Source organism: Cupriavidus sp. YAF13, assembly GCF_052113425.1.
Lineage (GTDB): Bacteria > Pseudomonadota > Gammaproteobacteria > Burkholderiales > Burkholderiaceae > Cupriavidus.
This window is the reverse complement of sequence record NZ_JBFRDD010000003.1, coordinates 261043-283407: the sequence shown is the minus strand read 5'-3', so window position 1 is coordinate 283407 and position 22365 is coordinate 261043. Positions and strand designations below refer to the sequence as shown.

Sequence of the window (22365 nt, the reverse complement as noted above, 5' to 3'; positions counted from 1 at the left end):
TGTTTGATACATGCACCACGGCTCACCCTCCCGATGCGGGAGAGGGCATGGCAAGCCGACACAATACGGGATAACGCGAATATCTGCAGGCGACGGCGTCGCCGGCAGATAGGCAAATGACGGGAATGAACGCTAAGGCAGCGCCAGGCGACGCGCCTGCACTATGCCGCCGACCACACCGCCAGCTCGTAGCCGTCCGGGTCGCGGAAGTGGAAACGCCGCCCGCCCGGGAACGAGAAGACCGCCCGGACCACGGTGCCACCGGCAGCCTCCACGCCCTGCTGCGCCTGCGCCAGGTCATCCGCATACAGGATCACGAGCGGCCCGCCGGGGCGGACCGCTTCGCCGGTGGTGAAGCCGCCAGTCAGCCGGCCATCGCTGAACTCGCAGTATGCGGGGCCGTAGTCGGTAAAGGTCCAGCCGAAGGCTGCGCCATAGAACGCCTTGCTGCGCGCGATGTCGCTGACGTTGAACTCGATGTTGTCAATCTGCCGGTCCTGGCCTCTGGTGCCCATGGCGAACTCCCTGGTGATGGATAAGGAACATCATTTTCACCCGGATGCCGCAGCGAAGGCTTGAACAAAACGGCCAATCAAGCCTTTGGCGCGCGCAACTGGCGCAGCAGGGTCGACGCCGTCATGCCGCACAGCGATTGGATCTCCCGGCTCAGGTGGGCCTGGTCGGCGTAGCCCGCATCCGCCGCGAGCGCGGCCAGCCCAAAATCGGACCTGTCCGCCCTGCCTGCCCGTTGCGTCGACTCCAGCGCCAGCGACAACGCACGCTGGAACCGCAGGATCCGCTCCAGCGTCTTCGCGCCATAGCCGAAATGCTCGACGCTGCGGCGCCGCAGCGTGCGCTCGCCAAGGCCCAGCCGGCGCAGGAGCAGGGGAATCGTCTCGCCCGCCATGCCGGCATTGGCCTGCACCAGCGCGAAGATGGCTGCCGCCTCGCGGCTCGGGGCGTCGACGCTCAGCGCCATTTGCGCCAGCTGGCTCTGGAATACCTCCACCTCGCGCCCTGCTGCCGCGGCCTCCTCCATCCTCCCGGCAAATTCCCGCCCGCGCGGGCCCCACAGATCGGCCAGCTCGACCTGGCTCCCGACGATCTCCGACATGGGCAGGCCCAGCCAGGGCAGCGCCGCGCCCGGTTGAAAGCGCGCACCTAGCACCACCGCGCCGGGCGCCAGGTCCGGCCGGGCCGCGGTAATATCAGGCCCGACCACCAGCAGCCGGCCGGCGCGCCAGAGCACATCCACACAGCCGTCCGGCACGACGGCGATCGCACCCGCGTGGTCAGCTGGCAAGGCGCTGGTCCACACGCACCGGAAATGCGGCTGGAGCTCACGCCGGGGCTGGGCTTCGCAGTAGCGCCCGACCGTGCCTGCCAGCGCAGGAACGTCCGGCGAGTGTCGCGAATCTGGCTGTTGCATTACTCTGTGGGTCTGCGCAGGCGTTGATGGCGGTTGATGGTGATTCATGGCGATGGGTTGCGGTTCAGGCATGGCGCCAGGATTGGCATCGCCAGCTTCCTCCAAGGAGAGACGCATGAAAATTGGTTTGGTTTCGGACCTGCATCTTTCGGTCTATCCGATGGACTTTCCGAATCCCGATGTCGACGTGATGATACTGGCTGGCGACATCTAGCGCCCCCGGGAAGCCATGGCATGGGCCGCGGCCGCCACCGTGCCCACCTTGTACGTGGCTGGCAATCACGAGTTCTACGGCAGCGACCTGGCCACCGCCATGGACGCCCTGCGCGCTGGCGCGGCCGGCACGCAGGTACAGGTGCTGGAGCGCTCGGAATGGCATTACCGCGGCGTGCGCTTTCTCGGCTGCACGCTGTGGTCCGACTACCGCTTGTTCTCCTCCCCGCAGCAGCGCGCGGATGGCCTGCGCGACGCCCAGACACTGATGCGCGACTTCTCGCGCATCCGCGTCGCGCCGGATTTCGAGGAGCGCTTCACGCCCGCCACGTCGCAGGCGCTGTTCAGGGATTCGGTAGCCTGGCTGGCGCAGCGGTTCCAGGCGCCCCACGACGGCCAGACCGTCGTCATCACGCACTTCGCGCCGTCACCGCTGAGCATCAGCCCCAAGTTCGCCGGCTCGCACCTCAACGCCAGCTTCGTCTCCGACCTGCGCGAGGAAATCGCGGCATGGCAGCCTGCGCTCTGGGTGCATGGGCACACCCATGACAGCTTCGACTATCGCCTGGGCGCCACCCGCGTGGTGTGCAACCCGCGTGGCTACGCACGGGAAGGCAAGCTCGAAAACCCGGCTTTCAATCCGGGCCTTGTCATCGAACTGTAAGACAACGCCGGCCAGCAGCCGCACCGAAGTTCGCGGCGCGAACGCCGGCGTGATGCGCACCGGGCAAGCCACTTGGGACTTTCCCTTGGTTTGAGCCGTGCAATGCACTGCCAGACCTTTCGGCCCGCAGGGGCACTTCGCCATGGCAGAAGTTGTCTGCTAATGTCTGCCCCGCAGGAAATCAAGGCAGGCGACGCCCGCCCAAATCCCCTGCGCCGCCCGGGCCGGCCACGCACCGGCCCCTGGTCTGGCGGCAAGCCCGAAAGACAGGAGACAAAGCAATGCAGCCTAAGGCTCTCGAACCGACGGAATCCGTACTTCTTGCCTTGATGGACAGCGTGCGCGAATGGCAGCGTGTGCTGGACCAGACTCTGTACGATGCTGGACTCGACTATCCGAAATGGATCTTGCTGCGCGCTATCCGCCAGGAAGAGTTCGTTCGCCATGAGCCTTACCTGGGCCAGATGCTGATATCCGCGGCGCACTCGGAAAGCCTGCTGGATGCCTTGCACGCCGACGGCTGGATCGCATACGATCCCGCCGGCCAGCCGTTGATTCCCGCGCCTGCCGAGCCTAAGGTGGACCGCGTCTGGAAAGGGTTGAAGGCGCTCCACTCCGTCTCCGTGGCCCCCTTCAGCACAGAGGAACGCAACGCGCTGACGGCCTCGCTCAGGCGCATGAAGGCCACGTTGCACGACCACAGCGTGCGGCTTGGGCGCCAGGCGGAACGCCGGGTAGAACCGGCGCACTGAAAGCAAGCAAACAAACAAAAAACAAACAAGCAAAAGCGGAACCCCCGATGCTCCCTGCCGCGCCCGGCGCCGATATGCCGCCTGGCACCGGGCAAGCCCGCCTTGCCTCACTTCCCGCCACCAAACAACGGCGACGCTTCGATGCGCTCAAGCATGCCGCGTGCCGCGCTGGTCAGCGGCCGGTTGGCCCTGACGATCAGGCGCGACTGCGCGGCCTCGAAGATGGGGTTGGTGGTGCGCAACGCCACCAGCTCGCCCCTGGCGACTTCCTTCACCACGGAATTCGAGGAGGTGAAGGTCAGGCCAAGGCGGCACTCGACATAGCGCTTGAGCGTGAGGATGGAATTGGCGACGAAGCTGGGCGTGAGAACGATGTTCTCGGACAGTTCGGCCATCTGGATCAGCTGGCGCAAGCCGAATCCTGGTGCCATCAGCGCCACCGGATAACACGCCACGTCCTTCAAGGCGGGCCGTTTGCGCTGCCGCGCGAGCGGATGGCCGGGCCAGGCGATCACGCACAGCGGATGCGTGCGCGCCGTGACCACGCGAACGGCGGGGTCCGCGGGCGCGCCGAACACGACGCCGATATGCGCGTCGTCGTGCGCCACCGCACGCACGGCGTCGGAGGCACCCGCCACCTTGAGCGAGACGCGGATGCCGGGATATTGCCGGCAGAACGCGTCCACTACTCCGCTCATCAGGATGTCGACGAAGCCCTCGCTGGCCACCAGCTGGATATCCCCGCGCTGCAGGCCGTTTACTTCATCGAGCCTGGCCATCAGCGCTTGTTCGCTGGCCTGGCGGTCGCGGCAATGGTCCATCACGATGGCGGCCACCTCCGTGGGCACGATACCCCGGCCTTTGCGCTCCAGCAGCGCCACGCCTAGCTCGGTCTCCAGCAACTGGATCTGCCGGCTGACGATCGACGGCTCCACGCCAAGGCGCTCGGCCGCACCGCGCACCGACCCTGTGTTGACCGCTTCGAAGAAATACTGCAGGCGCCGCGCGCTCAGTCCGCCTTCCATGTTCCGTTCCTGTTTCCTGTTTCACGTTTCCTGACTGGCTCGAACTCCATAAATCGTTGCCAAATAGGCAACAATTTCCCGGCAAGCTTACATTGATTCGGACGACTGGAATTGCGAATAATGTGCGGGAGGCAAATCCGCGACCACGATCCCCTTCGAGCCAACAAAGCATGAGACCCTTCGCATCAATCCTGGCAGCCGCAACCCTGGGCGTGCTCTGTCACCAGACCGCGGGCGCGGCGCCGCAAGACCCCGCGTACCCGGTCAAACCCGTGAAGATCGTGGTCGGTTACGCGCCCGGCGGCTCCTCCGATGCCGTGGCGCGGCTGGTGGCCAACCGGCTGTCGGAACGGCTCGGGCAGAGCTTTGTGGTCGAGAACCGTCCTGGCGCGGCCAGCAATATCGCGGCGGCCGGCGTGGCGCGCTCGCCCAATGATGGCTACACCATCCTGCTAGGCTCCAATGCCAGCACCATCAATGTCTCGCTCTACAAGAAGCTGCCCTTCGACTTCCAGAAGGACTTCGCGCCGGTGGTGCTGCTCACGCGCTTCCCGAACATCATGGCGGTGAACCCGTCGGTGCCGGCCACGACGGTGGCGGAGTTCATCAGCTATGCCAAAGCGCATCCCAAGGGCATCTTCTTCGCGTCGTCCGGCGCTGGCTCGTCCACGCGGCTGTCGGCCGAGTTGTTCAAGATGATGGCGGGCATCCAGATGGAGCACGTGCAGTACAAGGGCAGCGCACCGGCGCTGACCGACCTGATGGCGGGCCAGGTGCAGGTGATGTTCGATACGGCGCCGTCGGTCATGCCGCTGATCAAGAGCGGCAAGCTGCGCGCGCTGGCCGTGACCAGCGCCAGCCCGCAGCCCTTCGCGCCAGAGATCCCCACCGTGGATGCGGGCGGGCTGAAGGGCTATGAAGTGGTGTCGTGGTATGCGCTGTTCCTGCCCGCTGGCACGCCGGGCAGCATCGTCGATACGCTGAACAAGGAAGTCAACGCGATCATGGCCGAGAAGGAAACCCGCGAGAAGCTCGCCGCGATGGTGGCGACGCCGGGCGGCGGCACGCCCGAGGCGCTGCGCCAATTTGTCGGCTCGGAAATCAGCAAATGGGGCGCGGTGGTCAAGGCCTCTGGCGCCACCGCTGACTAGGCTGGCAGATCATGCGCGTTTTTACCGGCTCGCTGGCCACCGAGACCAACACCTTCGCCCCGCTGCCGACCGCGCTCGATGCCTTCGTCGACCGCGGCTACTTTCCCGCAGGCACGCACCCGCCGGAGATGACCATGTTCAGCGGCCCGCTGTGGGCCGCGCGCGAACGCGGCCGCGCGCGCGGCTGGGTGGTGATCGAGGGCATGGCCGCGGGCGCGCAGCCCGGCGGCGTCACCACGCGCCAGGCCTATGAGGTGCTGCGCGATGAGCTGCTCGGCGACCTGCGCCGAGCGCTCCCCGTCGACATGGTGGTGCTGGGCCTGCACGGCGCCATGGTGGCCGATGGCTATGCGGACTGCGAGGGCGACCTGCTCACCCGCGTGCGCGCGCTGGTTGGCCCCGGCGTGGTGATCGGCGCCGAGCTGGACCCACACTGCCACCTGTCGGATGACATGGTGGCGCACGCCGACATCCTGGTGGCCTACAAGGAATATCCGCACACCGATATCCGCGAGCGGGCGCTGGAGCTGGTGGACCTATGCGCGGCGCAGGTGGCGGGACACATCGCCCCCGTAGCGGCGGTGGCCGACTGCGGGATGGTCGTCACCATCCGGACCAACCAGGAGCCGGCACGCAGCTACATCGACCGGCTGATCGCACTGGAAGGACGCGACGGCATCCTCTCGGTCTCCGTGGCACATGGCTTCCCGTGGGGCGACGTGCCCGACATGGGCACCAAGCTGCTGGTGTACGCGGATGGCGATGGCGCTGCCGCGCGCCGGCTCGCGCGGCGCCTGGCCGACGAGCTGATCCGCATGCGCGAGACCCTGACACCCGCTTACCCTGGCCCGGATGCGGCCATCGACCAGGCGCTGGCATTGGCCATGGAGCCGGGCGGCGCGCCCGTGGTCATTGCGGATGCGGCCGACAACCCCGGCGGCGGCGCGGCGGGCGATGCCACGTTCCTGCTGCACCGCCTGCGCGAGCGTGGCATCGGCAACGTGGCGGTGGGCCCCTTGTGGGATCCCATCGCTGTGCGCATTGCCTTTAGTGCCGGCGTGGGCGCGCGGCTGGCGCTGCGCATCGGCGGCAAGGTCAGCCCGATGTCCGGCGAGCCCATCGACCTGGCTTGCACCGTGAAGGCGCTGGTCCCGGACATGATCATGACGGGGCTGTCGGGCGCGCCGGCGGCGGTGGGCAACGCAGCGCTGGTTGTGGCGGATGGCATCGAGATCGTGCTGATCACGCGGCGCGCGCAGGCGCTGGACACCGATGTCTTCACGCAGCTCGGCTGCCGTCTGCCCGAAAAGACACTGATCGTCGTCAAGTCCGCGCAGCACTTCCACACCGCGTTCTCGCGGATTGCGCGCCATGTCATCTATGCGGACGCGCCAGGCTCGGTCTCGCTCGATTTGCGATCCCTGCCCTATCGGCACATTCGCCGGCCCAAGTGGCCGATCGATGCCTGAACCAAAAAGGCGGCGCACGCGCCCAGACGCGCGTGCGCCGCCTTCACGGCATCAAGCCTCCATCAGCCGCCATCAAGCCTTATTCGCGCTTTCTTCGCGCTTTCTTCAAGCTTTCTTCACCCACGCACTGCACCAGCCCTTGGTCGCGACCTGCTTGCCGGCGAACAGCGGGCAGCCGCCGCTTGCATCCGTCGCCTTGCCCTGGAAGAGCTGGCAGTTGCCGCAATGCTGGCTGGCGTCATGCTTCGGATACTTGGCCTTGTCCACCTTGGACGAATCCGCCTTGTAGCCAAGGCCGACCGCCTGCGGGTCCTTTTCATCCACCATCGGGCCGCTTCCCTGCGCCCGGGCCGGCAGGGAAACGCCCAGCGCGCCGGCCGCCGCGATGATCGGAATGCCTTTCAAGAAATGACGACGAGTTGACATCTTTAATCCTCTTTTTTCTGTGGGGGGACAAACCGGACAGGGCCGCGCCTCGTGCAGCCACGCAAGCACTGTCCGTCAATCATCGACGCGCCCATGACGGCGCGCGCCGGATACCAGCCCGGAAGCAGGCCACGCCCCAGCAAGAAACCAAGTGTCAGGCACGTCGATTCAAAGTGCGCGCAGCCGGCACCCGGAGCCGCCATCGTGGGCGGCTCCAGGCTTGTATCCCGATTGAGTTTAGACGACGTCGATTGCGTTGACGTTGCGCGTAGTCATGGAATGTGAGCGATCCATGCCCTGCGCGCGCCCGGAATCCGGCCGCCGGATCGCATGAGGCCGGATCAGGCAGGGCAATCGGGCTGGGCAAAACGTCTTAGCGGCGTCCACCCCGTCCACCCATATCCACAATCGCCCCATTTGGAGCGACCAGGTAGTAGTCCGCGCCGATGCCGACCCAGTGGTGGCCCTTCGATGGCTTCGGCAGTTCGTGCGAGCGCCAGTCATCCACCACATATTGGCGATCGCGGTACTCCGCGGGGAGCCTGTCGCCCTTATGCCACTGGCCCGGCCCGCTACGCGCGTTGTCACGGTCGTCGCCCGCCCGCTCACGGGCATCCCGGGATGGCTGGCCCTGGTACTGGTACTGGTAGCCACGGTCAGGGCCGCGGTCCGGCTGCGCAAAACTCGGGGCCGAGACCAGGAACCCGCCGGCGAGCATCACGCCCAACAGCAGTTTGCTTCTCACGGTTTTCGTCATCAGGCACTCCTTTTTATTAGCCGCTGTAGCCGCGCTGGCCGCGGTGGCCGCGGTGGCCCTTGGCAGGACAACGTCAACAAGGCCAGAAGCACGAGCGTCCACGTGAACGGCTTGTCGCCATGGACTGGCTCGCGGCTTCGATGCCCGGCTTAAGGATAGTGGCTGCGGCGCAGAATGCAGCCGAGAAGCGCCGGATCAGGCGCGCATCGTGTCTGCGCGGAGAAGAATTGAAACGCGGAGGGAGACTGGCAGGAACACGGTGGCGGTAAATGCCCGCCATCCGCGTCAGAATGACAACCCGATTTGACCAGGATGCGGCACGCAAGCCGCGCCCGCATCACAAGCCATGTGCCGCCGGCGATCAGGCGTGCGCGCCCCGCAGCATGCCGGCAAAGCGGTGTTGCCCAGGGGCGTCGTCGCCAGGGGTGGCTTCCAGCTTGAACTCGCCCACCGCGTTCTGCAGCTGGTGCGCCTGTTCCGCCAGGGCAGACGAGGCGGCGGCGGCTTGTTCCACCAGCGCGGCGTTCTGCTGCGTGACCGCATCCATTTGCATCACGGCTTGATTGACCTGCTCGATGCCGCCGCTCTGCTGCGCCGATGCCACCGAAATCTCGCCCAGGATGGTGGTGACCTGGCTGGACGCCGTCACGATCTCGCGCATGGTCTGGCCGGCATGCTCCACCCGCGCGGAGCCGTTGCGCACCTGCTCAACCGAATCGCCGATCAGGCCGCGGATTTCCTTGGCCGCCGCGGCGCTGCGCTGCGCCAGCGTGCGCACCTCGCCGGCCACCACGGCAAAGCCACGCCCTTGCTCGCCCGCGCGCGCGGCTTCCACGGCAGCGTTGAGCGCCAGGATATTGGTCTGGAACGCAATGCCCTCGATCACGTCGATGATGTCGACGACCTTCTTGGAGCTGGCGCTGATCGCCTGCATGGTTTCCACCACCTCGCCCACCACGGTGCCGCCGCGCTGCGCAATATGCGAGGCGTTGGCTGCCAGTTCATTGGCCGCGTGCGCGCGCTCGGTATTCTGCCTGACCATGGCGGTCAGCTCGCCCATGCTCGATGCGGTTTCCTGCAGCGCCGAGGCCTGCTCCTCCGTGCGCTGCGAGAGGTCGGCATTGCCGGCGGCGATCTGCTTGGAGGCGTCGGTGATGGAATCGGTCGATTCCTTGATGCGGGTCACCAGGTCGGTGAGCATGTCCTCCATCTCGCCCATGCCGGCCAGCAAGCGGCCGAACTCGCCCTTGCGCTCGGTCTCGAATTCCTTGCTGAGATCGCCGGAGGCCACGGTCTCGGCGATATAGACGGCCTCGCCTAGCGGCTCGGCGATACTGCGCGCAATGCCGTAGGTAAAGGCGGCACCCACCAGAAGCGCGACAAACCATAGGGTAAACATCAGGGTGCGCGCGCCGTCGATGGCCTGTTGCGCGCCGCCGCCGCTCGCACCAGGCAGGCGGTCCAGCCCGGCCGCGATTGCCGCGGCCATCAAGAGCAAAACCACCGCGAATCCCACGCCAAGGCGCGTACGGGTGGTCAGGTTGGCAAATGACATCATTGCTGCATCTCCCCTTTTATGTGGACTACGCCTGCTTCGTCGCCTGGATAACGGCGATGCGCGCAGAAACTTTAGGAGAAATCCAGGATGCTTCTCACGGCTCCGTCCGCAAGGCCCGCTCAGCCGGGGAGATGGCCCGGCGCCGCCCCGTCGCCCGCGCGGCTGCCCGCGGGGAAATGCACGCCGGCGCGCTGGGCCGCCCGGACGATGTGATCCGACATGGCGCGCTGGGCCAGGCTGGCGTCGCCCGCGGCCAAGGCGTCGATGATGGCGCAATGCTCGGTGTAGGTGGCATGGCGGCTGCCGCGCTGGTAGAACGGCAAGCGCTGGCTTTCCTGCATGACGTCGGTGCTGTTGCGCAGGATATCGGCGATGGCGCGGTTGCCGGCGATCGCGATGATGCGCATATGAAAATCAAAGTCCAGCCGGGCGGCCTGCGTGAAGTCGGACGCGTCGATGCAGCCCCGCATGGCCTCGGTGTTCTCGCGCAGGGCATCGATGTCTTCGGCCAGCAGCGCCGCCGCGGCCAGCCCCACGGTGAAGCCCTCCAGCGCGAAGCGCAGCTGGTAGATATCGGTCAGCGAATGCGATTTGGAAAAACGCCATGGCGGCGTCGTGCCGTCGCCGGCGTCGGCGGCCACGTACACGCCCTTGCCGGGGCGCGAGACCACCAGCCCGAGCCCCTGCAGCGTGGACAACGCCTCACGCAGCGAGGTGCGGCTGATGCCGAGCTGCTCCGACAGGTCGCGCTGCGAGGGCAACAGCGATCCGGCCGGATACTTGCCGCCCTCGATCCACTCGCGGATCAGGTTCGCGGCGTTGGCGGAGATGGCGGTAGCTGTGACCATTGGGTGCGATGAAGTCCTGCGCAGGATCGTGAAAGATGAGCGGCCGGCGCTTGCCGCCGGATCGCCGGCAAATTGTACTCGACGGCCTGCCCGGGGCACGCCCCGGGCAGCGCTGTCGCGTACCTGCCTGGCTTACTTGTTCACCAGCCGCGCCGGCACCGTATAGGTCAGCGCCGCGCCGCAAAGCAGCACGCCAGCCAGCACGAACATGGCCAGGTTGGTGCTCTGCGTCGCGTCCTTGATCAGGCCGATCATGTACGGGCTGACAAAGCCCGCCAGGTTGGCGAACGAGTTGATCATGGCGATGCCGGCAGCGGCGCCCGCGCCGGACAGCAGCGCGGTCGGCAGGCTCCAGAACAACGGCGACGTGGCCAGGCTGCCGCCCGCCGCCAGCGCCAGCGCGGCGAGCGAAAGCACCACGTTGTCGCTGAAGATCGCGCTCAGCGCCAGGCCGGCGGCGCCGCAGCAAAACGGCACGATCAGGTGCCAGCGGCGTTCGCGCATGCGGTCGGAGCTGCGGCTGACCAGGATCATCGAACACACCGCGACGGAAAACGGGATGGCCGTCAGCAGGCCGATATTCAGCGCGCCGCTCACGCCGGCCTGCCGGATCAGGGACGGCAGCCAGAACGTCAGCCCGTACTGGCCCATCACCGTGCAAAAGCAGATGCAGGCCATCTTGATGATGCGGCGGTCCGAGAACAGCTGCCGCATGCTCATGTGCCCGGCTTTGGTGGCGTTCTCGTTGGCGATGTTGCGCTCCAGCAGGTCTTTTTCGCCCTGCGTCAGCCATCGCGCCGAGCGGATGTTGTTGTCCAGGTAGGCCAGCACGGCAACGCCGACCAGCAGCGAAGGCAGCGCTTCGATCAGGAACATCCATTGCCAGCCGCGCAACCCCGCCACGCCCTGCATGGACTCCATGATGAAGCCGGAGAGCGGGCCGCCGAAGATGCCCGACACCGGGATCGCGCACATGAACAGCGCCACCATGCGCGCGCGGCGGTGCGACGGGAACCAGTAGGTCAGGTACAGGATCATGCCGGGGTAAAAGCCCGCCTCGGCCGCGCCAAGCAGGAAGCGCAGCACGTAGAACTGCGTGGTGGTCTGCACAAACACCATCGCCGCCGAAATCACGCTCCACATGATCATGATGCGCGAGATGGTCGCCTTGGCGCCGATGCGGTGCATCAGCACATTGCTCGGCACTTCAAAGAAGAAGTAACCGATGAAGAACAGGCCAGCGCCCAGCCCGTAGGCGGACTCGCTGAACCGCAGGTCGCCAAGCATATGCAGCTTGGCAAACCCCACGTTGACGCGGTCCAGGTAGGCCACGACATAACAGAGCATCAGGAACGGCAGCAGGCGCCACGCAACCTTGCGGTAGACGGCGTTTTCCTGCGCCGCCGCCGCGTGGGCGGCGGCGGGCTCGGGGGCTAGCGATGGGGCGGTGGTCAGGGACACAGCGGTTTCCTCCTCGGGTGGCTCGGCTTGTTATTTCAACTGGTATTACCAGTCTGCTTTCTTAGAGATGGCGAAGGATACGTCCCGGCGTTTGCTTGGGAAAGCGGCGTAAACCCTGTGATATTGGCGCCTTGACGCCAATCATGAGCAACCGGATACTAGCACTACTGGTATTACCAGTTGATCCACAGGGGTTGGACAAGCGCCTTCCCCGGCCACTCCTTACCCACGACAAGAGGAAAAACGTGTCTGCTCCCGACGAGACGGCGATCCAGCCCCCACTGCCATCCCAACCGCCGGTGCGCCTGCAGGTGGAGCCACTGACCGTAGCCGCATTCGCCCCGTTTGGCGATGTCATTGAAAGCGAGGGGCGCGCGCCGATGGTGATCAATGGCGGCATGACGCTGCGCTATGACGACCTTGCCGGCGTCGACGTCGACGCGCAGGGAGGCCGGGCGCTGATCAGCTTCTTCGACGCGCAGCCTTATGCGCTACCGCTCGGGATCCGCGCCATGGAGCGGCACCCGCTGGGCAGCCAGGCCTTCGTGCCCCTGGACGAAGCCGCTTTCCTCGTGGTCGTGGCGCCCGTTGGCGACCAGATCGACGAATCGGCCATCCGCGTGTTTGTCACCAACGGCAGGCAAGGCGTGAACTACAAGCGCGGCGCCTGGCATCACTCGCTGATCGTCACGCAAGGCGCGGCGCGCTTCCTGGTGGTGGACCGCGGCGGCGAGGGCCACAACTGCGACGTCACCGAGCTGCGCGGCAACTACCAGGTAGCGGGGTAAAGGCGCTGTCGCCTGCCGCGAGTGGGGTGCAGGACTGCACCGGCCTGATCCCGCCCCTCGCCCGCTGCCTGCGATTGGCGCAGCGGATCAAACTGGCGGCCTCGCAGCGCCCTCAGTCCACCGTGATCTGGCGCTTGCGAATCACGCCGGCCCAGCGCGCGCTGTCCTGCTCAATCGTGGTGGCCAGTTCCTGCGGCGTGCCGCCGCTGGGATCCATGCCAAGCGTGGCCAGCTTCTCCTTGAGCGCCGGGTTCGCCAGTACTTCAAGCACCTGATGATTGATGCGGGCGATCACCTCCCTGGGCGTGCCTGCCGGCGCCATCAGCGCATACCAGGAGACCGCCTCGAACCTGGGAAAGCCCTGCTCGGCAATGGTGGGCACGTCGGGCATCACCGCCAGGCGTTTCTGGCTGGCCACGCCGAGCGCATGGAGCTTGCCTGCCTTGACGTAGGGCAACGCCGACGAGACCTGCGCGAACATCATGGTCACCTGGCCCCCGACCAGATCGGTCATGGCCGGGCTCACGCCCTTGTAGGGAATGTGGTTGAGCTTGACCTTGGCGTCCAGCTGCAGCAATTCGCCCGCCAGGTGCGCCTGGCTGCCGGCCCCGGGCGAGGCAAAGGTCAGCTCTCCCGGTTTTTGCGCCGCCAGCTTGAGGAGATCCGCGAGGGAGGCGGCGGGAACGCTGGCGCCGACCACCAGCACGTTCTGCGCCGTCGCCAGCATCGTCACCGGCACCAGGTCCTGCGCCTTGTACGGCAGGCTGCGGAACAGCGAAGGATTGACGGCGATATTGCCCACCGGCACCACCGCCAGCGTATAGCCGTCCGGCGCGGCCTTGGCCGCCTGCTCCACGCCGATGGTGCCGGCCGCGCCCGCCTTGTTCTCCACCAATACGCTTTGGCCCCACGCCTTGGACAGCCCCTCGCCCACGACCCTGCCGAGCACGTCGGCGGGCCCGCCCGCGGGGAACGGCACGATCAGCCGCACGGGCTTGGACGGATAGGCCTGGGCGCTGGCCAGCATCGGCAGCCCGGCGGCCAGCAAGGTCATCAGGAAACGCTTCATCGACAATTCTCCACGTCAGTCGGACTATCAGGAAATCACAAAAACGGGCTCCCGGCATGGTCAGGCCGCGCGCAAGCCGCGCTCGCTGCCGTGGCGGTCATGGACGGTGCGCCCTGGCGTCAAAGGTGCCGGTCAGCGCAAAGCCCGCATGGTCGGCTTCGCTGGCGTAGCGCGCCAGCACGTCATAGTCCTGCGCGGCGACGCAAGCAAAGCGCGCCAGCCGCAGTTGCGCGAGCCAGCCCGCGCAAGCCGGGTCGCGATGCAGGTCCAGCAGCACGGCGCGCACGCGCGCCACGGCGGCGTCGCCGGCCTGCGGCGCGGCCACCAGCGGCGGGATCGGAGACGCCGGCGTCACCGCCACGCTGCGCACCTTCGCCATCAGCTCAGGGACATGCATGCGCAGCAGGTCCAGCACATAGCTGTCGACCACGCCAACCTCGGCATCGCCGCCGATCACCGCGTCGATCACCTGGCGTGGCGTGGGGGTTGGCGCCGCCGTTGGCCGGAACAGCGTGGCGGCGCCGGCGGCAGCCTTTGCCATCAGGTAGTGCCGCGGCGCGTTGAAGCCGGAATTCGATTCCGGCAACATGCAAGCCAGCCGGCCACCAAAGGCCGGCTCCAGCGTGGCGAACGCCGCATCGGCGCGCACGATGAACTCGGTGAAGTACTCTGGCCGGTCCCCATAGCGCGGCAGCGATGGCACCGGCGCGGCCAGCAGGCGATGCCGGCTTCCCGCGCTGACAAACGGGAACCCGCACATGAAGACGCAGCCGCAGTCCGGCCGCGCCCACAGCGCGCTGACCGGCGCCGGCGCGGCATGCTCGACATAGGTCCACGCCACGCCGGCCCGCTCGCCCACGTAGGCAAACAGCGCACGCCACGCCTGGGCCACCGGCGCGGCCACCGCATACATGCGCGCGTTGGCGATCATGCGTAGACGAGCTGCTGGCCAATGCCCATGCGCTCGGCCTTCTTCATGATGGCGTGGCCAAGCGCGATATCGCTCAGCGACAGGCCTCGGTGCCAGAACAGGTTGGTCTCGTCGTCGCTCTGGCGGCCCGGCTTGCGGCCCGCGACGATGTCGCCAAGCTCCGCGTGCAGCGTCTGCGCGGACAACTTGCCCGCCTCCACATGCGCGCGCAGCGAGCCGAACATGCCGCCCTTGCACTGCGTCCAGTCGTCCACCACCAGCTTGCTCATGATGTCGGTCAGCGACAGCTCCACCGCGCTCATGGTCCCATACGGCACCACGAACGCGCCCGGCTTGATCCACTCGGTCTTGAGCAGCGGCGTGGGCTTGTCCAGCCGCGACGCCTCGACCACGATGTCGGCGCCCCGCACACACGACTCCCAGTCCGGCGTGACGATGATCTTCTTGCCAAGATCCTTCTCCAGCCGCGCGGCGAACGCATCGCGGCTTTCGGGGCGGCGTGAATGCACCCGGATCTCGTCGAAGTCGAAGAGGCTGTCGAGCAGGCGCACGTTCCAGTACGACGTGCCGCGCGCGCCGATATGGCCAAGCACCTTGCTGTTGCGCCGTGCCAGGTGGCGAGCGCCCAGCGCGGTCACCGCGCCGGTGCGCGCATCGGTGATGAAGGTCGCGTCGATCATCGCCACCGGCATGCCGGTGCGGGGGTCGAACAGGTTGAGCATGGCCATCTCCGACGGCAGGCCCAGCTTGTAGTTGTCGACATAGTCGCCGACGATCTTCACGCCGGCCAGCCCCAGCGGCGCCACATAGCCCCGCAGCACATTGAAGTGGCCATTGAATGCCGGGTCTGGAATCAGGTGCACGCGCGGCTCGATCACCGTCTGCTTGTTGCCTTGCRCCAGCAGGCCCTGCTCGACCGCGTCGAGGATTTCCTTGTCGGTCATGGCGAGCTTCGCAATGTCACGGCCGTTGATGTAAGTCAGATGGATGTCGCTCATGTGTTTTCCTTGTCTCCCGCAGTGGACGTTGGGGCGATGCACCGGCATGCATCAAGATGCCCCGCGATGGGCCATGCATCCCCATCGCGGTGCCGGCGCCGAATGCGCCTGGCGCCGCCTTGGTGCGCGTGGGCAGGCGCGCTGCCAGGACCCAGTGTAGGCAGCAGCATCCTTACTGTCATATGCTTATATATCCGCGCAACTTAACATCAGGTTAATAGGTTGAAATCATGAAAATGAACCTCCGGCAGATCGAAGTGTTCCGTGCCGTGATGCTCACGGGCTCGATCAGCGGTGCGTCCAAGCTCCTGTATGTGTCGCAGCCCGCCATCAGCCGGCTGATGTCGCACACCGAGCAGCGCCTGGGGCTGGAACTGTTCCGCCGCGTGAAGGGCCGCCTGCATCCAACGCCGGAAGCCAGGCGGCTGCTGGGCGAGGTCAATGTGGTGTATGAGGGGATCGAGCGCGTGAACGAGATCGCAGAAGACCTCGCGACCAACCGCACGGGCAGCCTGCGCATTTCATGCAGCCCGAATCTCGGGCAGACGGTGCTGCCCCGCGCCATCGCCTCGTTTCGCGCCGCGCATCCGGCCGTGCGCATCGTCGTGCGCACGCAGATCCCGGGCAACATGCTGCGCGCCCTGCTCTCCGGCCAGGCCGAGCTGGCCGTGTCCAACATGCCGTTGGCGCATCCCAACCTGGAATCCCGGCTGCTGGTGAAGAACCCGATGGTGGCGCTGGTGCCCGCGGGGCACCCTTTGAGCGGGCGCAGCTACGTGCGCCCGGCGGAACTCGCCGGGGAGCCATTGATCGGCTACGGCGCGGATGTGCCGTTCGGCTTGCTGGTGCGGGAAATGTTTGGCAGCGGCTTCGATGACCTCGATATGCGCATCGAAGTGGAGCAGGCGCACGTAGCGCGCGCGCTGGCACAGGCCGGGGCCGGCATCGCGCTGGTCGATGCCATGACGGTGTTCGGGCAGGCGTGGCCCAATATCGTGGCGATTCCGATCCGGACCAAGGTCAATGCCTCGGTCCAGATCTTCAATGTCCAGTCCGAGCCGCTGTCACGGCTGTCGCTGGAGTTTGCGCAGGAACTGGTGGCGCGGATGAAGGCTTGAGGCATGCAGGGGCAATCAGGTCGGCGCACCCGTGCCGCCCGCTTACCTCTTCAGCGGATGCGCCAGGAAAAACCGCACCATCTCCGCGCTGGCATCGGGCCCGCTCGCATCGGTGTACGAGCCGTGCGTACTGCCACCCGCCCACGCGTGCGGCGCGCCATGTAGCAGCCAATACTCGGCGTCAACGCCATCGCGCGACTTCAATTGACGGCGCGTGAAGGCGCGCCCGTTCTGCCTGCTCCGGCGCTGGCTGTCCTGCTCACCGTCATGCTGGAATTCCCGCAGCAGCCGGTCGGCGTTGGACACATGCACCGTTGTATCCGCGTCTCCCTGGAAGACGATCAGCGGCCGCAACGGCGCGGCTTGCGCTTTCGCCATGTGCTGGCCCGCCAGCTGGCCGCCCTGCATCGCGGCCAGCGCCGACGGCAAGTCATGCGCGCTGGCATACGGCAAGCCGGAGTGAATCCCCGCCGCGGCATACAGGTCGGGATAAGCATGCACCATCACGGCGGCCATGGCGCCGCCAGCGGACAAGCCGGCCACGTACACGCGATCGGGATCGACCGGATGGCTGGCCATGACGTCCCGCGTGATGCCCGCGATCAGCGACGGCTCGCCCTGCTCGCGCTGCTGGTCGCCCGGCTTGAACCAGCTCCAGCACCTGGACGGGTTCGCCGTCACGGGCTGGATGGGATAAGCAACCACGAAACCGTGCTGCTTCGCCAGCGCATTCATGCGGGTACCCGCCGCGAAATCGTCGGCGTCCTGCGTGCAGCCGTGCAGCATCACCACCAGCGGCAGGCGCTTGCCCTCGAAGCCGGCGGGCACGTAGACCTTGTAGGCACGCTGGCCGGCGTGTCCGGCATGGCGCCTGGTGGTGAAGTGGCCGGTGTCCTGCACGCCGGGTTGCGGCGCATCCGCAGGGTGCGCGCGGCCTTCGCGCGCTTGCGCAGCACTCTCCTGCGCCTGGCGTGGCAGCAGCGCCTCGACAACTTGCGCAGGCTGGAAGCCGGGATTGGGGACTGCGGGCACTGCGCCGTTGCCGCGCAACGCGCGCGCAATGACCTCGGTGGCTTCCAGCGGCCCCGCGGTGCGCAGCAGCGCCATGGCTTCCTGCATGGAAGCCAGAAATTCTTCGTTCCTCTTCATCATGGTGTCCTTCTATGTGCCTTTGGCGTTGGGCTTTCCGTTGCCTGGCGGCTTAGCGGATGCGGCCGGCCAGCGCGGCCTTGACGGCGGCGGAGGCGTGGAAAGCGCCCAGCACCACGATCGACTCGATCGTGGCCAGGGCAAGCTCGGGCGTGACATCGGATGCGATGCTGGCCAGTCCCAGCACATGGATATCCAGGCGCTGGTGCGCGGCTTGCGCTGCCTCCAGGTCCTGGCGGGAGAAATGCTGCAGGCCGAGCACCAGCGCGCGCCGCGTCACGGTCTCGCTGACGGCCTGCGCGTGGATCGCAAGCTGGTTGCGGATCGCGGTGCGGATCAGGTCGGTGCGGTTTGAGTAAAAGCCTTCCTCGACCAGCAGGTCGATCTGGCCGAGATCGACCGGGCCGAGATTGATCGTGATCTTCTCGGTCTCGCCGCCTTTAGGGCGGGGTTGCGCCACAAGTGCCTTTTGCCGCTCATCCATCGTCATTTACCATCCAAATACCATCCAATGGGATGGTTATAGGATGGAACGGCCTATTATTCAAGTACGATTGCAGATTTTTGCTGCAATCGCACATGGAAGTGCAGCCTACGATATCCGGCGGAATTGCCCGCCCTGGCATGCAAGCCTTTACAGGCGGCCCATGAAATTTTTCGCCGCGCGGCAAGGTGCCGGGGGATCCGCTCTATCCTTGGGTGTGGCTTCACGCACACAGAAACAGAGAACCAGGGATCGATTGATCGAGAGGACATAGGAGCGATATGCCAGCCCCCGCAATGACAACACGCAGCAGCCTACGGCATCGCCGGGTGGCATCCTGGCTTGCCTGCGCTTGCGCAGCCCTGGCGCTATGCGCCTGCGCGCCAGACTCGGTGCGCAACTACGAGGCAAAAGGCTTCAATGCCTACCTCGACAGCGTGCAGCGAGGCTGCCCGAACATGATGATCGGAAACAACAACATCAGCGATTGGCTACGCACCGACGGTGGCCAGAACAACAGCGACTACGTGTACTGGCTCGACCAGACCTCCCGGCTTTACTACCGGCGCATCACGCCGGCGCAGTATCGCGATTCGGTCGTCGGCGCGCTCGGGCAAGGCAAATCGGATACGCGCGCGGTGGATTGCATCCTCGGCAAGCTGCCAGCGCAGCGCCCTGCCAGCCCGGCAGGGGACAAGCGGCCGTAGTTGCTGGCTGTGCTAGCTGGCTGTGCTAGCTGGCCGTGGCAGCTGGCCGTGGTAGCTGCAACGGCCAGGATGGGCGCCAGCGCATGTGGCACCGGATCCGGCTATCGGGCCGATGACCTGTTCAGGGCTGCAGCGGCGCGTATGAGCGTCTTGAAGGCATCCTCATCCATCTCGTCACCCTCATGCAAATCGATAGCGCGCCGCGTGTTGCCTTCCAGGCTGGCGTTGAATAGTCCTGAAGGGTCATCGAGCGAAGCGCCCTTGGCGAAAGTCAGCTTCACAACGCTCTTGTAGGTCTCGCCGGTGCAGATCAGTCCATCGTGAGACCAAACCGGAACGCCTCTCCACTTCCACTCCTCGGCCACCTCAGGGTCAGCCTGCTTGATGAGAGCGCGGACATGGGAGAGCGTCTTGCCCCGCCAGTCGTCCAGTTCCTGGATCCTGGCGTCGATCAGCCGCAAAGGGGATTCGTCCTGGGTCGTTGCGATCTTTTTCATAGGGATTGCACCTGATTCGGCTGTTTCACCATCTGGCTTGCATAGCCGGCTCGCCGTCGCGTGAGCGGTACCGCGCCTGAATAGGCGGCCTTGAATTTACCATACCCCGTTGGTTGTGCATCCTGCATGATCGTTGCCGACCCTACGGGGGCGTGGAGACATGGTGACATGGTTTTGTCAGCCGGTCCTGGCGCGCGGCGCTCGGCTACACTTTGCCGACTCTCCCCTTACTGGCACACGCGAAGGAAATGGCAAATCAAGGCGACATCAGCATCGGCGAAGACAAATGGATTCCGTTCATCGACCTGGAAGGGAAGTACCACGACGCGGTGGACATCGACGAGTGGCTCGCCCCTATCCTGCCCTTGCTTGACTGGCTCGAAACGGAATGCGTCGCGGGCTGTTGCGGCATTGACGCATATGGTTTCTGGCCCGATGCCATTGCCCGGGCTGCGACGCAAACCGGCCTCCCCGATCTTGCCGAGCGGATTGCACAGGTGAGAGAACGCGTCGCCAGCTCCGCCGGCGACGCGTTCCTTAGCCACAGGATGAACAACTATTTCGACAGGCAAGTCTTGCTCGCGCTGATCGACCACATCGCTGCCTGCCTTGCGTCCGGCGCGCGGGACGCGAAGGCCTGAGCGGCTGGCTGATTTCGTTCCCGCAGCCCATCCGCTGCGCGCGATCGTGCGCCGTGCTGACGGACACGCAAATCGCGCCCATCATCAAAGTCAGCGGACGATCGGGTAAGTCAGTGGATTCTTGGGCAGTCATAGAACCGCGGATTTCGTAGAACATCGTGTGTCACTAAACCTGGAGAAATGAGCGTGCACACGGATGTAACATTTGACTCCGACGGGCTCCGCCTGGCCGGATCCCTGCATTTGCCCCCAAATCTTGCCGGCGGCGAGCGACGTCCCGCCATCGCCGTGCTGCATGGGTTCGGCAGCAACAAGGATGACGGTATGGTGCAGCTGGCGACGCGCCTGTTTTCTTCGCTGGGTTATGTGGTCCTGCGCTTCGACATGCGGGGCTGCGGTAACAGCGAAGGCGAGCGCGGCAAGGTACTGTGCGAGGACCAAGTGCGCGACACGCGCAACGCGGTCAGCTACTTGCAGAGCCTTTCCGAGGTGGAGCCAGCCAAGATTGCCGTGATGGGCCACAGCTTCGGCGCGGCCGTGGCGGTCTATGCGGCTGGCGTTGACCCTCGCATCGGGGCCTGCATCTCATCGGCCGGTTGGGGCGATGGGGAAGTAAAGCTGCGTCAGCAACATGCCGGGCCGGGCGAATGGCAGCGCTTCGAGGCAATGGTGGAAGAAGGCCGTGCCCGATTGGCCATGGGCCAGTCGATGCAGGTCTCGCGCTTTGACATCGTGCCGATCCCCCCCGCGATGCGCAGCAATCTGCCTGCGGGAAGCTTCATGGCGTTCCCGTTCGAGGTGGTCGAAAGCATGCTGGGCTTTCGGCCGAACGCAGTGGTCGGTGACATTGCCCCGCGTCCGCTCCTGCTGCTGCATCCGGCGGACGATTCGGTCACCCCGACGGACCAGTCGATCGAGCTGTTCCGCAACGCCAGGATGCCGGCCGAACTGCACCTGCTCTCGGAGATCGATCATTTCATCTTCTCCGACGACAACCGGGCTGTCCTGAACCTGGTCACGGACTGGCTGGTCAAGTTCTTCCCGGTCCGCCAGGCGCCATCGGGGGCCGCATGACCGCGCGCCCCTCGACGATGATCAGTGCAGCCCGGCTGCAGACCTTCGCGCAGGCGCTACTTGCCTCGGCAGGACTGCACGAACCTGGCGCCTCACTGGTGGCGCAGTGCCTGGTGTGGGCTGACCTGCGTGGTTCTCCCGGACATGGGGTAGCGCGCATCCCGCAGTACATTGCGTGGCTGGCCTCGGGCGACATGAATGGCCGGGCACAACCGCGCCCGGTGCTCAGCCTGCCAGCGCTGACCGTGGTCGAGGGGGATCGCTGCGCCGGCGCGCTGGGCATGCGCATTGCCGCCGGGCAAGCCATTGCCGCTGCGCGCCAGGCCGGGGCCAGCCTGGTGCTCTTGCGGCAGACAACGCATACCGGCGCGCTCGGCTTTCACACCGCTCATGTGGCCAGTGCGGGCATGTTTGCCATGGCGATGGCCGCGTCGGGACCGTTGATGGCCTACCATGGCGCCTCGGTAGCAGGCGTCTCGACGGCTCCGCTGTCCATGGCCTGCCCTGGCCTCAGCGAGCCGATCGTGTTCGACATGGCTTCGGGCGCGGTTGCCTTCGGCAAACTGATGCAGGCTCGGGCAGCCGGCCGGCCGCTCGAGCCGGGCTGGGCCATCGATGCCATGGGTAACCCCACCACGGACGCCCATCAGGCGGCAACGCCGCTGCCACTGGGCGGCCCGAAAGGCTCGGGCCTCGCGCTGATGGCCGAGATCGCCTGCAGCCTGCTGACCAACCATCCGATCCTGGCACCCGCGCTGCTGGCTTCCCCTGCCGTTCATCGCCACACGCAGAACGCGTGGATGCTCGTGATCGATATCGCTCAGGTGCTGGACCCCTCCATGTTTCAAGCGCAGCTGACCGAGCTCGCGCAGGCCATCCACAATCTGCCGGCGTCTATCGAAGGCCCTCCTCGGCTGCCGGGGGAACGCGGCTACGCCGAATCCCGGGAGCGGGGCGTGAGCGGGATTGCCTTGGCGGCTGTCACTGCTGCCGCGCTGGAGGAACTTGCCAGCCAGGCGGGCATTCACGTTCCTTGGGAGTAGCATGCCCGGGAGGTCACATTCAAATGCGCGTATTCGACGCTTGGATCATCGACAGTCCCCTTCCCTTCGTCTCCGTGTAGCCCTTGCCTCACTTTTGGCCAAATCAACAGAGA

The 22365-nt window shown here is 66.1% G+C and carries 24 protein-coding genes; 10 read left to right on the top strand and 14 right to left on the bottom strand.

Translation table 11 applies throughout. The annotated features are described in order from the left end of the window. Positions 1-161: 161 nt before the first annotated feature. Both AB4061_RS04730 and AB4061_RS04725 read right to left on the bottom strand, forming a co-directional pair. Complete coding sequence (locus tag AB4061_RS04730; protein WP_441631352.1) at positions 162-515, bottom strand: VOC family protein; 354 nt, start codon at positions 513-515, stop codon at positions 162-164. 77 nt (positions 516-592) lie between these two features. Further along, complete coding sequence (locus tag AB4061_RS04725; RefSeq protein ID WP_441631350.1) at positions 593-1429, bottom strand: DUF6597 domain-containing transcriptional factor; 837 nt, start codon at positions 1427-1429, stop codon at positions 593-595. A 229-nt stretch (positions 1430-1658) separates the two neighbouring features. Here AB4061_RS04725 and AB4061_RS04720 point away from each other — a divergent pair, with 229 nt between their 5' ends. Together AB4061_RS04720 and AB4061_RS04715 are read left to right on the top strand one after the other, a co-directional pair. Beyond that, complete coding sequence (locus AB4061_RS04720) at positions 1659-2306, top strand: metallophosphoesterase (protein ID WP_441631348.1); 648 nt, start codon at positions 1659-1661, stop codon at positions 2304-2306. Between the two features lie 281 nt (positions 2307-2587). After that, positions 2588-3058, top strand: coding sequence for a MarR family transcriptional regulator (locus AB4061_RS04715; RefSeq protein WP_441631346.1), 471 nt, complete (start codon positions 2588-2590; stop codon positions 3056-3058). Between the two features lie 107 nt (positions 3059-3165). On the opposite strand, the gene AB4061_RS04710 is transcribed toward AB4061_RS04715, so the two are convergent. After that, positions 3166-4083, bottom strand: a complete 918-nt coding sequence (locus tag AB4061_RS04710; protein WP_441631344.1) for a LysR family transcriptional regulator — start codon at positions 4081-4083, stop codon at positions 3166-3168. Positions 4084-4253: 170 nt separating this feature from the next. Between AB4061_RS04710 and AB4061_RS04705 the strand changes: the two genes are divergently transcribed. Both AB4061_RS04705 and AB4061_RS04700 read left to right on the top strand, forming a co-directional pair. After that, entirely contained in the window at positions 4254-5234 is a 981-nt protein-coding gene (locus AB4061_RS04705; protein ID WP_441631342.1) for a tripartite tricarboxylate transporter substrate binding protein, read from the top strand. 11 nt (positions 5235-5245) lie between these two features. After that, a complete protein-coding gene (locus AB4061_RS04700) occupies positions 5246-6703 on the top strand; it encodes a M81 family metallopeptidase (protein WP_441631340.1) in 1458 nt (485 codons plus the stop codon). Positions 6704-6808: 105 nt separating this feature from the next. On the opposite strand, the gene AB4061_RS04695 is transcribed toward AB4061_RS04700, so the two are convergent. The 5 genes from AB4061_RS04695 to AB4061_RS04675 all read right to left on the bottom strand — a co-directional run bounded on the left by AB4061_RS04695 (position 6809) and on the right by AB4061_RS04675 (position 11747). After that, positions 6809-7129, bottom strand: a complete 321-nt coding sequence (locus tag AB4061_RS04695) for a high-potential iron-sulfur protein (RefSeq protein ID WP_441631338.1) — start codon at positions 7127-7129, stop codon at positions 6809-6811. Positions 7130-7502: 373 nt separating this feature from the next. Continuing rightward, positions 7503-7874, bottom strand: coding sequence for an RcnB family protein (locus AB4061_RS04690; RefSeq protein WP_441631336.1), 372 nt, complete (start codon positions 7872-7874; stop codon positions 7503-7505). Between the two features lie 373 nt (positions 7875-8247). After that, complete coding sequence (locus AB4061_RS04685; protein ID WP_441631334.1) at positions 8248-9444, bottom strand: methyl-accepting chemotaxis protein; 1197 nt, start codon at positions 9442-9444, stop codon at positions 8248-8250. Positions 9445-9563: 119 nt separating this feature from the next. Then, positions 9564-10292 (bottom strand): FadR/GntR family transcriptional regulator, encoded by a 729-nt coding sequence (locus AB4061_RS04680; protein ID WP_441631332.1) that lies wholly within the window; start codon positions 10290-10292, stop codon positions 9564-9566. Positions 10293-10424: 132 nt separating this feature from the next. Next, the gene (locus AB4061_RS04675; protein WP_441631481.1) at positions 10425-11747 is read right to left on the bottom strand and encodes an MFS transporter; all 1323 of its coding nucleotides are present in this window, start codon (positions 11745-11747) and stop codon (positions 10425-10427) included. Positions 11748-11998: 251 nt separating this feature from the next. On the opposite strand from AB4061_RS04675, the gene AB4061_RS04670 reads away from it, so the two are divergent. Next, complete coding sequence (locus AB4061_RS04670; protein ID WP_441631330.1) at positions 11999-12541, top strand: ureidoglycolate lyase; 543 nt, start codon at positions 11999-12001, stop codon at positions 12539-12541. Positions 12542-12653: 112 nt separating this feature from the next. On the opposite strand, the gene AB4061_RS04665 is transcribed toward AB4061_RS04670, so the two are convergent. From AB4061_RS04665 to AB4061_RS04655, 3 genes are all read right to left on the bottom strand, one after another. Further along, positions 12654-13610: a Bug family tripartite tricarboxylate transporter substrate binding protein gene (locus AB4061_RS04665; RefSeq protein ID WP_441631328.1), complete on the bottom strand. Its 957-nt coding sequence runs from the start codon at positions 13608-13610 to the stop codon at positions 12654-12656. Between the two features lie 97 nt (positions 13611-13707). After that, the gene (locus tag AB4061_RS04660; protein ID WP_441631326.1) at positions 13708-14541 is read right to left on the bottom strand and encodes a phosphate/phosphite/phosphonate ABC transporter substrate-binding protein; all 834 of its coding nucleotides are present in this window, start codon (positions 14539-14541) and stop codon (positions 13708-13710) included. Further along, positions 14538-15539, bottom strand: coding sequence for an ornithine cyclodeaminase family protein (locus tag AB4061_RS04655; RefSeq protein ID WP_441631324.1), 1002 nt, complete (start codon positions 15537-15539; stop codon positions 14538-14540). The genes AB4061_RS04660 and AB4061_RS04655 overlap by 4 nt, the downstream gene beginning before the upstream one ends. A 230-nt stretch (positions 15540-15769) precedes the next feature. Here AB4061_RS04655 and AB4061_RS04650 point away from each other — a divergent pair, with 230 nt between their 5' ends. Then, positions 15770-16657 carry a LysR family transcriptional regulator gene (locus AB4061_RS04650; protein WP_183033095.1) on the top strand — a complete coding sequence of 296 codons (888 nt, stop codon included), beginning with the start codon at positions 15770-15772 and terminating at the stop codon, positions 16655-16657. 42 nt (positions 16658-16699) lie between these two features. Here AB4061_RS04650 and AB4061_RS04645 read toward each other — a convergent pair whose 3' ends face one another. After that, a complete protein-coding gene (locus AB4061_RS04645) occupies positions 16700-17806 on the bottom strand; it encodes an extracellular catalytic domain type 1 short-chain-length polyhydroxyalkanoate depolymerase (RefSeq protein WP_441631479.1) in 1107 nt (368 codons plus the stop codon). A 52-nt stretch (positions 17807-17858) separates the two neighbouring features. Next, entirely contained in the window at positions 17859-18290 is a 432-nt protein-coding gene (locus AB4061_RS04640) for a CopG family transcriptional regulator (RefSeq protein ID WP_441631477.1), read from the bottom strand. A gap of 296 nt (positions 18291-18586) precedes the next feature. On the opposite strand from AB4061_RS04640, the gene AB4061_RS04635 reads away from it, so the two are divergent. Continuing rightward, positions 18587-18997 carry a hypothetical protein gene (locus AB4061_RS04635; protein WP_441631475.1) on the top strand — a complete coding sequence of 137 codons (411 nt, stop codon included), beginning with the start codon at positions 18587-18589 and terminating at the stop codon, positions 18995-18997. A gap of 101 nt (positions 18998-19098) precedes the next feature. Here the strand turns inward: AB4061_RS04635 and AB4061_RS04630 are convergent, their stop codons facing one another. Beyond that, positions 19099-19494 carry a DUF1801 domain-containing protein gene (locus tag AB4061_RS04630; protein WP_441631321.1) on the bottom strand — a complete coding sequence of 132 codons (396 nt, stop codon included), beginning with the start codon at positions 19492-19494 and terminating at the stop codon, positions 19099-19101. Between the two features lie 248 nt (positions 19495-19742). On the opposite strand from AB4061_RS04630, the gene AB4061_RS04625 reads away from it, so the two are divergent. The 3 genes from AB4061_RS04625 (at position 19743) to AB4061_RS04615 (ending at position 22252) form a co-directional block, all read left to right on the top strand. Beyond that, positions 19743-20135, top strand: a complete 393-nt coding sequence (locus AB4061_RS04625; protein ID WP_441631319.1) for a DUF6331 family protein — start codon at positions 19743-19745, stop codon at positions 20133-20135. Positions 20136-20315: 180 nt separating this feature from the next. Beyond that, positions 20316-21209, top strand: coding sequence for an alpha/beta hydrolase (locus AB4061_RS04620; RefSeq protein ID WP_441631317.1), 894 nt, complete (start codon positions 20316-20318; stop codon positions 21207-21209). Then, positions 21206-22252, top strand: coding sequence for an Ldh family oxidoreductase (locus AB4061_RS04615; protein ID WP_441631315.1), 1047 nt, complete (start codon positions 21206-21208; stop codon positions 22250-22252). Before AB4061_RS04620 ends, AB4061_RS04615 begins: the two co-directional genes overlap by 4 nt. The last annotated feature ends 113 nt before the right edge of the window (positions 22253-22365 follow it).